At 73.7% G+C, this 14,598-nt stretch carries 11 protein-coding genes and 1 tRNA gene; 3 read left to right on the forward strand and 9 right to left on the reverse strand.

What is annotated here, in order from left to right:
- Positions 1 to 193: 193 nt before the first annotated feature.
- Both JOD95_RS15620 and JOD95_RS15625 read right to left on the reverse strand, forming a co-directional pair.
- Positions 194 to 2,977 (reverse strand): non-ribosomal peptide synthetase, encoded by a 2,784-nt coding sequence (locus JOD95_RS15620; RefSeq protein ID WP_209685996.1) that lies wholly within the window; start codon positions 2,975 to 2,977, stop codon positions 194 to 196.
- Positions 2,978 to 3,109: 132 nt separating this feature from the next.
- Positions 3,110 to 4,219, reverse strand: coding sequence for an acyl-CoA desaturase (locus JOD95_RS15625; protein ID WP_209685998.1), 1,110 nt, complete (start codon positions 4,217 to 4,219; stop codon positions 3,110 to 3,112).
- A gap of 306 nt (positions 4,220 to 4,525) precedes the next feature.
- On the opposite strand from JOD95_RS15625, the gene JOD95_RS15630 reads away from it, so the two are divergent.
- Positions 4,526 to 4,774: a hypothetical protein gene (locus JOD95_RS15630; protein ID WP_209686000.1), complete on the forward strand. Its 249-nt coding sequence runs from the start codon at positions 4,526 to 4,528 to the stop codon at positions 4,772 to 4,774.
- A 12-nt stretch (positions 4,775 to 4,786) separates the two neighbouring features.
- Here JOD95_RS15630 and JOD95_RS15635 read toward each other — a convergent pair whose 3' ends face one another.
- The 7 genes from JOD95_RS15635 to JOD95_RS15665 form a co-directional block, all read right to left on the reverse strand.
- The gene (locus JOD95_RS15635; protein ID WP_209686002.1) at positions 4,787 to 5,458 is read right to left on the reverse strand and encodes a DUF4166 domain-containing protein; all 672 of its coding nucleotides are present in this window, start codon (positions 5,456 to 5,458) and stop codon (positions 4,787 to 4,789) included.
- Positions 5,455 to 6,084 carry an SRPBCC family protein gene (locus JOD95_RS15640; protein ID WP_209686004.1) on the reverse strand — a complete coding sequence of 210 codons (630 nt, stop codon included), beginning with the start codon at positions 6,082 to 6,084 and terminating at the stop codon, positions 5,455 to 5,457. The genes JOD95_RS15635 and JOD95_RS15640 overlap by 4 nt, the downstream gene beginning before the upstream one ends.
- 80 nt (positions 6,085 to 6,164) lie before the next feature.
- Positions 6,165 to 7,637, reverse strand: coding sequence for a hypothetical protein (locus JOD95_RS15645; RefSeq protein ID WP_209686006.1), 1,473 nt, complete (start codon positions 7,635 to 7,637; stop codon positions 6,165 to 6,167).
- A gap of 89 nt (positions 7,638 to 7,726) precedes the next feature.
- Complete coding sequence (locus JOD95_RS15650) at positions 7,727 to 8,707, reverse strand: GNAT family N-acetyltransferase (RefSeq protein ID WP_209686008.1); 981 nt, start codon at positions 8,705 to 8,707, stop codon at positions 7,727 to 7,729.
- A gap of 122 nt (positions 8,708 to 8,829) precedes the next feature.
- A tRNA-Pro gene (locus JOD95_RS15655) sits at positions 8,830 to 8,903 on the reverse strand.
- Between the two features lie 170 nt (positions 8,904 to 9,073).
- On the reverse strand, positions 9,074 to 9,682 hold the full coding sequence (locus JOD95_RS15660) for a hypothetical protein (protein ID WP_209686010.1): 609 nt from the start codon (positions 9,680 to 9,682) through the stop codon (positions 9,074 to 9,076).
- Complete coding sequence (locus JOD95_RS15665) at positions 9,670 to 10,500, reverse strand: endonuclease/exonuclease/phosphatase family protein (protein WP_209686012.1); 831 nt, start codon at positions 10,498 to 10,500, stop codon at positions 9,670 to 9,672. The genes JOD95_RS15660 and JOD95_RS15665 overlap by 13 nt, the downstream gene beginning before the upstream one ends.
- Positions 10,501 to 10,571: 71 nt before the next feature.
- On the opposite strand from JOD95_RS15665, the gene JOD95_RS15670 reads away from it, so the two are divergent.
- Together JOD95_RS15670 and JOD95_RS15675 are read left to right on the forward strand one after the other, a co-directional pair.
- Positions 10,572 to 12,086, forward strand: a complete 1,515-nt coding sequence (locus JOD95_RS15670; protein ID WP_209686014.1) for a hypothetical protein — start codon at positions 10,572 to 10,574, stop codon at positions 12,084 to 12,086.
- A gap of 89 nt (positions 12,087 to 12,175) precedes the next feature.
- The gene (locus JOD95_RS15675) at positions 12,176 to 14,344 is read left to right on the forward strand and encodes an ATP-dependent DNA helicase RecQ (protein WP_245172537.1); all 2,169 of its coding nucleotides are present in this window, start codon (positions 12,176 to 12,178) and stop codon (positions 14,342 to 14,344) included.
- Positions 14,345 to 14,598: the final 254 nt, after the last annotated feature.

Here is a 14,598-nt window from a genome sequence, read left to right on the forward strand (position 1 = left end):
TCCGTGTCGGGCATTTCCCCAGGAAACGGACTTCGAGGGCCGTTCCTGTACCCCGATCTGCCACCGGAGTGCTCGTTGTGGTGCGCAACCGGACAGTGTCGGTGCGCTCCGGTCGGAAGACGCACGTCGACGACGGACGGGAGGCGCGACACCGGTCCGGTGCCGCGCCTCCCGTCCGTCCGTCCGCGCTCGCTCAGGGCGTCCCGCTCTGCCGGGCGACGAGCGCCGCCACCTCGGCGACGTGTGGTTCCCGCAGCACCGAGCTGTGCTCGGCGTGCACGCGCACCGCGTCCACCGGTCCCCGGAGGTACCGGGCCCACCGGGCCGGACCCGAGTCGTTGCCGTCGGCGACGACGAGCGTGACGGGGCCCGCGTACGGGCGCGGCTCCCACCGGCGGGACACGAGGAGCGCCTGGTCGAAGAAGGCCCGGAAGTGGCGCTGGCCCTGCCAGCGGACCACCCCGGCGCCGACGCCCCGGGCCCGGCGGCCGATGCGCGCGAACGGGGTGGCGGAGCGACTGCGGAGCGCACTCGTGCGCACGGCGAGCGGCCGGAGCACGCCGGGCACCGGACGCGCTGCCGGCCGGCCGAGGTCGAGCTGCCCGAACTCGACGGTGTCGGCCCGCTCGGAGGCCTGCTCGGGCAGGTGGGTGTCGAGCAGGACGACCCGGGCGACCTCGTGACCGGCACCGGCGAGCACCGAGGCCATCTCCAGGGCGACGAGGCCACCGAACGAGTGCCCGACGAGGGTGTACGGGCCGGAGGGCTGTACGACCCGCAGGAGCTCGATGTAGCGGCGGGCCATGGCCGGGATGCTCCAGTCCGGCACCGAGCGCCGCTCCAGACCGTGCTGCTGGAAGGCGAACACCGGACGGTCACCCAGGCGCCGGGCGAGCGGGACGAACGTCAGTGCCAGGGCTCCGGCACCCGCGACGCAGAACAGGGGGTCGGCGTCGCCCGGTGCACGCGCCGTCAGCGTCACGACGTCCGGGTGACCGGGGACCGCGGCGGCGCCGAGGCGGATCCGCGCGGTGAAGCTGCGCAGCGTCGGGTGCCGGAGGAGTTCCGACGAGGGGACGTCCACGCCGAGCCGGTCGGAGACGGCGGCGAGCATCTCCTCCGCCGAGAGCGAGTCGCCACCGAGTGCGGAGAAGTCGTTGTCGAGCCCGACCGCCGGCAGCTCGAGCGGCCCGACGGCGGGCAGCCCGAGCACCTCGGCCCAGATCTGCCCGACCGCGAGCTGCCACTGGTCGTAGGTGTCCTCGCCGAACGCCGCGCCGTCTCCGCCCACCGTGGTGCTGAGCGCGGGTGCCTCGGGCAGGCGGGTCCGGTCGACCTTGCCGCGCTCGTTCCGGGGCAGCGTCGTCACCGGGACGATCGTGGTCGGCACCATGTGGTCGGGCAGCAGGTCGCGGAGGGCCCTGCGGATCGCGGCCGGTGACGGCGAGCGGCGACCCGGGCGGCTCACGACGTAGGCGACGAGCCGGGTCGGCGCGGGTGGGGCCTGCACCGCGACGACCGCCGCTTCCTGCACCGCGTCGACGGTGCGGAGCGCCGCCTCGACCTCGCTCGGCTCGACCAGGTGCCCGCGCACCTTCGCCGCGTCGTCGGCGCGGCCGAGCAGCGTGAGCCGGCCCTGGTCGTCGAAGCGTCCGAGGTCACCGACCGTCCACGTCGGCGTGCCGTCCGCGGCGGTGCCCGCCCGGTCTGCGGTCGCGTCCGGCGCGCCCCAGTACCCGCTCGTCATGGCGTCGGAGACGCAGACGACCGCACCGCTCTCGCCGACGTCGGCCACGGAGCCGTCGGGTCGGCGGACCTCGATGCGCTTGCCCGTGACGATCCTGCCGGCGGGCACGCTGCGCTCGGGCACCGGGTCCCCCGCGCGGATTTCGTGCACGGCGTACACGGCGGTCTCGCTCGACCCGGTCTGGTTGCAGAACGACGCGCCGGGGCCGAGCAGCGGCCGCAGCGCCGTGACGTCCGTGCCCGTCACCGCCTCGCCGAGGGTGGCGACGACGCGGAGCGCACGCAACCGGTCGTCGGAGGGGTCGAGGGCGCCGGTGATCGACCGCAGCAGGTGCGGGGTGGTGTGCAGTGTCGTCAGGCGTGCGTCGCGGACCCAGGTGACGAGGCGGTCGACGCCGGTGCGACGCGGATCGGCGACGTGCAGGGAGGCACCGGCGTGCAGGGCCGACAGCACGAGCGTCAGCCCGGCGGCGAACCCGTGCGGGAGCACCGAGGCCACGCGGTCCGTCGGGACGAGCCGGAAGGCCTCCCGTTGGGCGACGCTGTCGACGACGAGCTGCCGGTGGGTCATCGTGACGCCCTTCGGCACCCCGGTCGACCCCGACGTGAAGACGACGACCGCCGGGTCGCGACCACCGCGTTCCCGGGCTCCCGGGACGACGGCGAGGTCGCCCTCGGTCGCGGCGGCGGTCCGGGCGTCTCCGAGCAGGTCGTCGAGGGACAGCACCCGGCCGTGCTCGGGGACGAGGGCCGCGGCGCGGTCGGCGTGCTCCGCGTCCGCGAGGACGTCGACGATGCCGGCGAGCGCCACCACGTGCTGCAGCCGGGCCCCGGGGAGGGACGGGTCGAGCGCGACGACGACACGGCCCGCGTGCAGGAGTCCGAGGAGGGCGACGACCGACCCGGCACCGTGCGCGACCATCGCGCCGACGGGGACGGGTGCACGGCCCTGCTCGACGTCGACCCCGCGGCCGGTGTGGTCGTCGGGGGTGAGCTGTGCGTCCAGGAGCAGGCCGAGGGCGCGGGCGGTGCGGTCGAGGGCACCGTGGGTGGTCTCGCCGTGCTCGTCGACCAGGGCGAGGGCGTGCGGGTCGCGGTCGGCGACGAGGGCCAGACCGTCGAGGACGGACGGCTCCGTCCCCGCGTGCGGCGCTGCCGCTCCGGGGTCCGCCGTCGGCTGCCGCGTCGTCGTCCCGTCGGTCGTCGCCGTCGTGTCGGTCGCCGTGGTCACGAGGCCCCCTTCACCGTGCGCGCGGACTGTGGTCGCCCGACGGTACCTCGGGGGTGCGCTCCGCAGTGGGGGCTGTGCGGCAACCCGCGCAGACCTGCGAGGTCCCGCAGCCCGCCGGCGCGGAGGACCGCGTCAGTGGATGCGGAGCTCGGCGACCATCGGGCAGGCGAATGGGTCGCGTGCGGCGAGACCGACCCGGTTCAGGTAGCGGACGACGATGCCGTACGACCGCAGCAGCGTCGTCTCGGTGTACGGCACGTCGAGCGTCTCGCAGTGGTCGCGGACCAGCAGGCGGGCCTGCTTCAGCGCCGGTCGCGGCATCGACGGGAACAGGTGGTGCTCGACCTGGTAGTTCAGGCCACCCATCAGGAACGACACCCACCAGCCACCGCGGATGTTCCGCGAGGTCCGGACCTGCCGGGAGAAGAAGTCGACCTTGGCGCCGTGCGCGATGGTCGGCATGCCCTTGTGGTTCGGGGCGAACGAGGCGCCCATCATCACGCCGAACACGGCGAGCTGCACACCGAGGAACGCGCACGCCATGCCGAACGGCAGGAACCAGAACACGACCGTCAGGTAGATGCCGAACCGGGCGACGAGCATGCTGCCCTCGAGCCACCGGTGCCGTGCGTCGGCCTTCGTCCCGGAGCCCGTCACGATCGACGTCACGGCGTAGCGGTGCAGGTTGAGACCCTCGAGCGTGAGCAGCGGGAAGAACAGCCAGCCCTGGAAGCGCAGGAAGGTCCGCATCAGCGGGCCCTTCGCCGCGGCGGCGTCCTCGGGCAGGAAGCGGATGCCGTCGGGCGCGATGTCGGGGTCCTTCCCGACGGTGTTCGGGTTGCCGTGGTGGCGGGTGTGCTTGTTCATCCACCACGAGTAGCTCAGGCCGACCATGAACGTGCCGAGCCACCGGCCCGCGTGGTCGTTCCACTTCTGCGACGCGAACACCTGACGGTGCGCGGCCTCGTGCGACAGGAACGCGAACTGCGTGAAGATGACCCCGAGCGCTCCCGCGACGATCAGCTGGAACCACGAGTCACCGAGGAACGCGAACGCCACCCAGGCCAGCGCGAGACCCGCGACCAGGCTGCCGAACAGGGACCAGTAGAAACCGGTGCGCCGACGGAGCAGGCCGTTCTCCTTCACCTGCGCCAGGAGCGCGGAGTAGGTGGACGTACCGTTGCGGCTGCCCGGACCGGGTCGGGTCCGGGTGTAACCGGGGGCGAGCGGGGTGGTCGTCATCGAGGACCGACCTTCTGTGGTGAGCGATCCTTCGACCGATCCGGAGAGTTCACGCATCCGCGCTTCCGGTGACAGTAGGTCACGGAACCGGGAGAACGCCTGGACGGCGCGCGCACGTCCGGGAAACGCAACCCGTGGCGGACGGGAGGCGCGGGACGACGCCGCCACGCGCCTCCCGTCCGGCGGCCGGTGGCGGTCCGCCGGGCACCCACGCGCGGCGACCATCGTTGCGGGATCGAGACGGCCCGTCACCCCGGTGCGTGCGAGCCTGGTCGCACCTGACCACGGGAGCGGACGGAGCACGCTGTGGACCGAGCGATCGCGTGGGTCGTGCTGGCACTCGTCACGGCCGTGCCGGCACTGCTCCTCGCCGTCACGCGGGTGAGCTCGTGTGCCGATGCGGCGCCGGGTGCGGGCGCGAGCCGGTGCACGAGCGGACCCGTGCTCGGGGTCGCCGGGTCGTGGGCCGCCGGTGCGGTCGCCGTCGTGGTCGTCGCGATCGCGGTCGTTCAGGTCGTGCTGGCGGTCCGTTCCGGCCGAGCGGCGACGGACTGACGCCCGGCCGTCTCAGGTCCGCGCTTCGGTGCGGACCGGCTTCAACCGGTCCGGTGCGTCGGTGGCGGGGGTCCACTCGCACGTGAACGTCCCGCGGTACCCGAACAGGAAGCCGAACACGCGGTTGTGCACCTCGAGGTCGACGTGGAACGCCTGGTCGTCCTCCGACCACCACTCGTGCAGGGTGGCGCGACCGCTCAGGAGCATCGGGAACCGGAACGAGACCGGCCCCTCGTGGAACCGCTGTGCGTCGGACGTCAGTACGAGCCCGCCCCGCTCGTCCACCGCCAGGTCGAGGTCGACCGCCAGGTGCTGGTGCGTGCCGAGGTAGTCGAGCACCCTGCCGTCGACGAGCACCATCGTCGCGTCGAAGCGCGCCGTGCGACCGGGCTTGGTCTCGTACGTCCGCACGAACGTCACCGTCTCGCGGCCGAGCTCGTCGCGGTACGGGTGGTTCTCGATCGTGAACGGCACGTCCTCCCCGACGTCGGGGACCAGGATGTTCCGGAGCCGTCCGATCTGCAGGAAGGGGACGGTCCACCACGGGCCGCGTCGGATCGACGACATGACGCCACGTCCGGTGCAGGCCTCGCCGGCGTCGAGGCCGACTCCGAAGCGTCGTCGCATCATCGGGTGGAGTCGCTGGAAGTCGGCGCCGAGCGCCTCCTCGAACACGGACGTCATCGGTCGTTCCTCGGGTCGGGCAGCGTCGCCAGCGTCGCCGGCGCGTCGTGCAGGTGGTCGGTGCGTCGGGCGCTGCCTGCGGGTGCCCGCAGCGTCCTGGAGGCTCGTGGCCGGTCCCGGCGCCAGGGCTGCAGGACCGATGTGAGCGGCCACGCCTCCGGTGCGGGTCCGCCCTCGAGCCAGATCCGGAGGCGGTCGAAGCTCCACGCGGTCGCCCAGCCGAGGAGCGGCCGGACGACCAGGTCCAGCGGCCCCCATCCGCCGTCGTAGTCGTAGCCGGTGATGAACCGCGTGCGCCCGTCGTCGGTCGGGACGTAGCGCCAGTAGCCCCGGCCCGTGCGGATCGGCGAGAGGCGGTCGGCGGTCCCGAAGCGCAGCGCCGACGTGCGCGATCCGTCCGGGCGGCGGCGTTCCCCGATGCTCACGCCGGTGCCGTGCACGTCGTGCAGCGGCGAGCGTCGGACGTAGCGGAAGTGCGTCGGTGCCCCGTCCTCCGCGCCCGCGGGCACGATCTCCGAGAACCGGACGTCCCAGCGCACGTGCTGCTCGGGGTCCTGCGTCGCGGCCCACACGCGGTCGAGGTCCGCATCGATGACGGTCTCGACGTAGATGCCCCTGGTCCCCACGTGCTGACAGTAGCGCCTGCGCGGCGGAGACCGGCGTCACGCCGGGGACGGGTCGTCGCGGCGGTGCCGTCGGTCGTGTATCAGCCGTTCCAGGCGTCCCGCAGCGCGCGTTCCAGGTCGGTGCGGTCCGATCCCCGCTCTTCCCCGTCACGGAGCGGTTCGGCCGTCAGCTCCCCGTCGCGGAGCGTCAACTCCGTCGTGCTGTCGGTGCCGCGGTCGCCGAGACTCACGTGCAGCCCGGTGCCGTCCGGCAGCACCGGTCGCAGGGCAGCGACGAACGCCGGCACCTGACCTGCGTCGGACAGCGTGGCCGCGACCGACTGGTTCGTGTCGAACTGCTCTGACGACGCCGGGAGGAAGCCCCGCAGCTCCGTGCCGACGTCGATCGACCGGCCCAACATCGCCGGGGAGCCGCTCACGGACAGACGGTCCGTGTCGTCCGCAGCGTCCCGGTCAGCAGCGTCGTCGTTGCCGTCAGCGGGATCGGCCTGCGGACCGACGTGGATCGACCCCACCGGATCGGCCGGAGCAGCGGCGGCGAGCGCTGTCGCCGTCGCGAGGACCTCGTCCGGGTCGTCGACCGTCACCCGCACCCAGGACGGCGTGAGCTCGACGGCAGCGACCCCCGGCCGCGCCGCGACCGCAGCGAGCCGGTCCGCCTCGGCGTAGTCGGCGGCGTCGGGCAGGTCGTCGTCGCCTCGGGGCTGGTCCTTCGTGACGATGCCGCCGTCCACGATGACCTGCGCGTCCGGTGCGGCCTGCTGTGCGAGCGCCGTCGCGTCCCCGACGTCGTCGAGGTCCGCGAGGTGCATCTGGAGACGACCCGGCGTGACGGAGGCGCGGGTCACCTCGTGCGCGGCACGCACACGCTCGTACGCGGTGATCTCGGGCGTCGGGTCACCGACGGTGTCGTCCGTCCCGGCGATGTCGTTCGCGATCCGCAGGTCCGGCACGTCGTCGGAGCGGATGACGTCCTGCTGCGCCGACGACCAGGACGCCGACGTCGACGCCGTGTCCCAGTCGGACGACGTGACGATCCGCCGGACCGACTCCCAGCCGGCCACCAGGTCATCGGCATCGCGGACGGTGAGTGCGATGCGACCTCCGCCGGTGCTGGAGGCGGTCGGAGCGTCGACGTCGCCACCGAGCCAGCGGTCGTCGCCGCGGAGCCGATCGACGACGGCGAGCAGTCGGTCGGTCTCGGAGGCGCGTTCCTCCAGGAAGAACCCGAACCCGTCGGCCTCCATCGAGCCGCGGTACGTCGTACCCGGGCCGGAGGCATCGCGGATCCAGCGTCCGACCTCGTGGGTCACGCGTCGGAGGTCGGCGTCGGACAGGTCGTCCTCGGTGGTCACGGTGACGGACGCTTCGCCGGCGAACGGCAGGTTGTTCGTGCCCGAACCGCGCACGGACCGCACACCGTCGACTGCCGACAGCTCGCGCTCGGCCTTCTCGGCACCCGCACTCCCCGCGTTGACGTTGCCGGAGCACCCGGTGAGCAGCAGGACCCCGGTCAGCGCGGCGGACCCCGTGCGTCGTCTCCCCCAGAGCATGGCGGGAGCGTACCGCAGCGGTCTGCGCCGGCCCTGTCGCCCTCCGTCCGGCGTCAGCAGCGGCTCCAGCGAACCGGGTCGGTCCTCGGTCACCTGACGGGCCGCGACCCCGGCATCCCGGGCCAGCCGTCCGGCGTCACCCAGGCCAACGTGGCGCAGACCGCCCGACCGCTGGCGAGGGCGCCACGCAACGAGGGGGTGTTGTCGGCGTGGACGTGTCCCCAGAGCACGTCGGCCTCCGTCGCCGGGAGCCGCCGTGCCAAGGCCCGGAGGACCGCCGGCCCGAGTCCCTGTCCGCGGTGGTCGTCGTCGAGCGCGATCTCCTCGACGACGAACCCGGTGAACCCGTACGCGTCGTCCCGAGCGGCGGCGACGACACCGGCGGCCCGTCCGTCGACCACGACCTCGATCAGCAGTCCCTGTTCGTCGGCGTCGCCGAGCCCGTCCTCGTCGGCGGGCGCCGCCCACTCGTCCAGGTCGGGCGTGACGCGACGGACGGTCTCGTAGATCGCGGCGACCCTCGGCGCCGCAGCCTCGGGCGTGGTCGGGACGAGTTCGACGGCGGGGGCTCCCGGCGTCTGCTCACGACCGGCGATCACCGACACCGGCCCCGCGACCAGGAGTTGGTCGGGTGCCACCGAGGACCCGTGTCCGGCCAGCGCGCGGACGCGCAGGAGGTCCCCGGGGAGTCGGACGCGGAAGCAGAGCGGCGAGAAGGCACGGGCGTCCTCGAGCACGGAGCCGAGCTCCGCCAGACCGGCTGCGTCGGGGCGCACGCTGGTCGCGATCACGTCGACGAACGGCTTCGACACGTCGCGGCCACGGAAGCGGATCCCGGTGAGGGCCCATCCGCCGGAAGACAGCTCGACGACCCGGTTCGCCCAGTCGAGCGGGTCCGGGACGGCGAGTCCGACGGCGTCGCGGACCGCCGCTCCCCACGAGGTGTCCCCCACCAGTGCGAGGTCGGGTCCGACCGTCCGCAGCAGGTCCGATCGCCAGTGCTCGTTCCAGCGGGCCAGGTGCTCCGGCGCCCACGGCACGAGGGCGGTGAGCAGATCGTCGTCGTCCATCCCGGTCGACGCTAGGAGGCCGAGCAGCGGCGGCGCAAGAGCGGCTGGCACCGCTCCCCCGTGCGGAACGCGGAGAAGCCCCCGGCGAGAACGTGTCTCGCCGGGGGCTTCATCGGTTTCGGTCGGGCTGACAGGATTTGAACCTGCGACCCCTTGACCCCCAGTCAAGTGCGCTACCAAGCTGCGCCACAGCCCGTGAGCTCTCACGAGCTCTGAGCCCCGAGAGGCTCGGAACTCCGTCTCCGGCGTTCCACCGCCCGCGTCCGACCGGAGCGCGAGCAGCCCGTCAAGCATAGCGGACGCCGGACCCTGCTCGTGCCACGGCGCGTCGCCGCCTCCACGGGAGCGATCGGTCGGGCCGGGCCGTCAGCCCTGCGGCGAGCGCGCTGGCTGCTGCACCACGTCCCGCTCGGCCGCCAGCCACGGCAGCGCGAGCCCGACCAGCAGCCCGCCGAGCCCGTCCGCGGCCAGGTCGCCGATCGTGTCGTCGTACCCGACGTAGATCGCCGAGTCGACGAAGTTGTGCCCGAGCCATTCGCACATCTCCCACACGGACCCGATCGCGAGCCCGAGGGTGAACACCAGGAGCGACACGGTCACGCGTCCGGCGTCCGGGGCGTGCGGCACGAGCCGGAGGTCTGCGGCGATCACCGCGAGCAGCGCCGCGAGCAGTCCGGTCAGGACGACGTGGATCAGCTTGTCCCAGAGGAACACCGACGTGTACCACTCGAGAGCGCTCGACCACCCGGCGACGAGCACGAGCACGCAGACGGCCAGGTCGAACGCCGGTCGGAGTCCGAGCATCCGCGGCAGGACCACCCCGAACAACGCGAGCGACATCACCGCGAACGACGTGCTCCCCCAGCCGATCGTGGCCACGGGGATGCTGAGGAGCGTCAGGACCCGCACCACGTCGGCCGGCAGGAACCGCCGGCGCAGGAAGGTCAGCCCGAGCGACCGCATCACGAGGTCCACCGCACGACGGCGTGCACGGCCGCGTGGTCGGACGGCCAGACACCGCCCGGTCGGCGCACGTTCACCGCGACCCGGTCGACGACGGCGTCCTCGGTCACGAGCACCCCGTCGATCCGCCGGCCGCCGACACGCGGCTCCCGGTAGTGCGGGTACGTCCCGTAGGCCTCCCCCACCTGCCGGGAGGCTCGTCCCCAGCTGTCGACGACCCCCGCTTCGGCCAGTGCTCGCCAGGGTGCCGACCCGGCCGGGCAGTTCCAGTCGGCCATCACGACGGCCGGCAGGCCGCGCTCGCGGACGATGCGCCCGAGCAGCTGCGCGCCGCGCAGCCGTGCCCAGGACGAGGCGACGTCGAGGTGCGTCGCGATCGCGGTGAACTCCCGCCCGGTGGTGCGGTCCGCGACGACGGCGCCGACGGCGTGCCGCGGGAAGGCCGTCGCCCAGGACCGTGAGCCCGGGCGCGACGGCGTCCGGGACAGCGCCCACGTGCGCCGCTCGACGACGTCGAGGCGCTCCCGGTCGAGGAACAGGCCGACCGCCTCGCCACCGCCACGCGCACCGCGACCGACGACCACGGGTTCCCAGCGTGACCCGAGACGGGCCGTGAGGTCCGCGGTCTGGGCGGGCAGTGCCTCCTGGACGGCCAGCACCGTCGGCTGCTCGCTGGCGACGAGCGCGACGACGGCGTCGCGGCGACGTTCCCACGCGTCGGCGTGACCGGGCGCGTGCGGCACCCGACGTCTGACGTTGAGGGTGGCGCAGTGCACCTCGGGGGCCACCACCGCCCCGATCGTCGGGTGGTCGTCCGGCGCGGATGGCATGCACCCTGTCTACGAGACGACACCTGTTGCGCTCACAGGGTGTCGTGACGGTCCCTCGTAGGGTGGCTCGGATGCGTTGCGCTCGTCCCACCCGTACCCTGCTCGCACTGTCGGTCGCCGGGCTCCTGCTCGGCGCTGCCGGCTGCACCTCCCACGACGACGCGCCGACGGTCGCGCAGCTGGCACGGTCCTCCGCCGACTCGGTGGACGTCGTGGCCCAGCAGGACCCGTCGGCGCGCTCCGTCGCCGCGAGCCGAGCGCTGTTCGCGTCGGCTCCCGGTGCGGTCGTGGCGTCGGCCTCCGACGCGGGTGCGGTGCGCGACGCGGCGAGCGCCGCGCGTGCGGCGCACGTCCCACTGCTGCTGACGTCCGACGGCGGCACGCCCTCGTCGACACCGTCCGCCGACGCAGGCGACGACGGTGACCGGGTGGCAGCCGAGCTCCGCCGGCTCGGGGCCGACTGGTACCAGGCCGAGGGCAGCGTGGCGGTCGACACCGACGTCCCGGAGCAGGACGCGCCGGAACGGGGCGACGTGCCCGAGGCGAGCGATGCCTCCCGTGCGGCGACCGTGGTCGTGTCCGACCGTCGGTCGGAGGCCGCAGCCGTGGCCACGGCGGAGGCTGCCGGCGCCCGTGTGGTCGCGATGCCGGACGGCGTGACCGACCCGGCTGCCGCCCCGGACGTCGTGTCGGCCCTCCACGACCGCGCGGAGCACCCGACCGTGCTGGTCGGCTCGGCGTTCGGCGACCTGCCGGACCCGCAGTGGACGGTCCGGGCGGCGGAGAGCGGTTGGCAGCTGCCGCACGGCGGGCAGCGGCCCTTCGACGGACACCGCTACGTGGCGCTGTACGGCGCTCCCGGCGCGCCGGTGCTCGGGGTGCTGGGCGAGCAGGACCCGGCGGCGACCGTGCGCCGCGCCGAGGGGACGGCGAAGGAGTACGACGGGCTCGGCGACGAGCCGGTGACGCCCGCGATGGAGGTCATCGCGACCGTCGCCGCCGGGGACGCCGGGGCCGACGGCGACTACTCGACCGAGCTGCCGGCGTCGACGCTGGAGCCCTACATCGACGCGGCGAGCGACGCCGGGATGCCGGTCATCCTCGACCTGCAGCCGGGGCGGTCCGACTTCCTGTCGCAGGCGAAGCGGTACGAGTCGCTGCTCGCGAAGCCGAACGTCTGGCTCGCACTCGACCCGGAGTGGCGACTGACCGCCGACCAGGTGCCCCTGCAGCAGATCGGCAGCGTCTCGGCGTCCGAGGTGAACGAGGTCTCGTCGTGGCTCGCCGACCTGGTGCGGTCGAAGGGGCTACCGCCGAAGGCGTTCGTCCTGCACCAGTTCCGGCTGTCGATGATCCAGGACCGGTCGTCGCTCGCGTCGCACCCGGAGCTCGACGTCCTCATCCACGTGGACGGGCAGGGCTCGCAGCCCGACAAGCAGGCGACCTGGAAGGCGCTGCACCAGGGCGCCCCGGAGGGCGTGCACTGGGGCTGGAAGAACTTCTACGACGAGGACACGCCGATGCTGTCGCCGCAGCAGACGATGGCCGACGTGCAGCCGACGCCGTCGCTCATCACGTACCAGTAGCGGGTCGCGTCTCGTCGCGTCCCGTCGTGGTGTCCACAGCCTGGAGGGCCGGGGCACGGTGCGTCGGCGGGTGCTGACAGCATGGGGTCATGTCTGGTCTCGGTGTCGGTTCGTCCGTCGGCTCACCTGCTCCTGCGGCGGCTCCGCCGTCCGCCGAGATCGCTGCGGAGGCACAGGAGGCCCTGGCCGCCCTGACCGGGCGACCGGACGCGGTCTTCCACCCCGGGCAGCTCGAGGCCATCTCGGCGCTCGTCGAACACCGGCAGCGTGCCCTCGTGGTGCAGCGCACCGGGTGGGGCAAGTCGGCCGTGTACTTCCTCGCGACCCTGCTGCTGCGGCGACGTGGCGGCGGCCCGACCGTGCTCGTCTCGCCGCTGCTCGCCCTCATGCGCGACCAGGTCGCAGCGGCCGCGCGGGCCGGCGTCCGCGCGGTGTCGATCAACTCGGCGAACGCGCACGAGTGGGCGGACACGCAGGCGGCCCTCGCGCGTGACGAGGTCGACGTGCTCCTCGTCTCCCCCGAGCGCCTCAACAACCCGCGATTCCGCGACGAGCAGCTGCCGACGCTGATCGCCCGGATGGGCATGCTCGTCGTCGACGAAGCGCACTGCATCTCCGACTGGGGACACGACTTCCGCCCCGACTACCGCCGGCTCGCCGAGCTCATCCGCTCACTCCCCCAGGGTGTCCCCGTGCTCGCGACCACGGCGACCGCGAACGAGCGCGTGGTCGAGGACGTCGCGGAGCAGCTCACCGCGGGCCCGAACGCTCCCGTCTTCACGATCCGCGGTTCCCTGGCGCGGGCGTCGCTCCGGCTCGGCGTCCTGACGCTGCCGGACGCCCGACAGCGCCTCGGGTGGCTGCTCGCGCACCTCGGCGACCTGCCCGGCAGCGGCATCATCTACACGCTGACCGTGTCCGGGGCCGAGGACATCGCCCGACTCCTGCGCGAGAACGGGTACGCCGTCCGCGCCTACACCGGGCGGACCGACACCGAGGAACGCGAGCAGCTCGAGCAGCAGCTCAAGGGCAACGAGCTCAAGGCGCTCGTCGCGACGAGTGCGCTCGGGATGGGCTTCGACAAGCCGGACCTCGGGTTCGTCGTGCACGTCGGCGCTCCCTCGTCGCCCGTCGCCTACTACCAGCAGATCGGCCGCGCCGGGCGTGCGACCGACAACGCCGACGTGCTTCTCCTGCCCGGACGCGAGGATCGCGAGATCTGGCAGTACTTCGCGAGTGCGTCGATGCCGACCGAGGCCCGCGCCTCCGCCGTCCTCGGCGCGCTCTCCACCGACACGGCGATGTCGACCGTCGCGCTCGAGGGCCTCGTCGACATCAAGCGATCGACACTCGAGCTCCTGCTCAAGGTGCTCGACGTCGACGGCGCCGTGCACCGTGTCGCCGGCGGCTGGGTCTCGACCGGGCAGCCGTGGCAGTACGACGCCGCCCGCTACGAGCGGGTCGCCGCCGCCCGCGAGGCCGAGGCCGCGTCGATGCTCGCGTACGAGTCCACCTCGGCGTGCCGCATGCAGCTGTTGCAGCAGGACCTGGACGACCCGTCCGCTGAGCCCTGCGGGCGCTGCGACAACTGTGACGGTGTCTGGTACCCGACGTCGATCTCGGAGTCGGACACCTCCGGTGCGGCTGCCGCGCTCGACCGGGTCGGCGTCGAGATCGCGCCGCGCGCGCAGTGGCCGTCCGGCATGGCCTCGCTCGGCGTGCCCGTGAAGGGCAGGATCCCGGCCAGCGAGCTCGTCGAACCGGGCCGCGCCGTCGCCCGGCTCACCGATCTCGGCTGGGGCGGGCCGCTCCGCGCGCTGTTCTCGGCCACCACTCCGGACGGACCCGTGTCCCGCGAGCTGGTCGACGGGTGCATTCGAGCCCTCAAGGACTGGCCCTGGGCCGAACGGCCGACCGGCGTCGTGGCGATGTCGTCGCGGTCGCGGCCGGAGCTCGTCGGGTCGTTGGCGCAGGCGCTGTCGTCCATCGGGCGGCTGCAGTTCCTCGGGACCCTCGGACGGAGCGGCGGGGAGCCCCGCGGAGACGGTGCGACGAACAGCGCCTACCGGCTGGCCGGGGTGTGGGACACCTTCGTGGTGGACCCGGAGCTGGCTGCGGCGTTGGCGTCGCACCAGGGGCCGGTGCTGCTCGTCGACGACCTGGTGGACAGCCGGTGGACGGTCACCGTCGCCGGGCGGGAGCTCCGGCGTGCGGGGGCGTCGGCCGTGCTGCCGTTCGCGCTCGCGACCGTGGCCTGACGCCGGCGGGGTCCGGCCGACCGTCCGTGGTCCGTCCGGAGGCGCGGGGTACGGGGGTGCGGGGTGCGGGGTGCGGGGTGCGGGGTGCGGGGTGCGGGGTGCGGGGTGCGGGGTGTGGGCTGCGGGGTGCGGGGTGCCCCCGCACAACCGGAAGCACGTCGTGCCGGGGATTCCCGTGGTGCGACGTGCTATCGGTTGTGCAGGCGACGGTGCGTGCCGACTCCAGCGTCGGCTCCGCCCGCATGCGCCGCTCG

Source organism: Curtobacterium sp. 1310 (assembly GCF_017834105.1).
In the GTDB taxonomy this organism is placed as follows: Bacteria; Actinomycetota; Actinomycetes; order Actinomycetales; family Microbacteriaceae; genus Curtobacterium.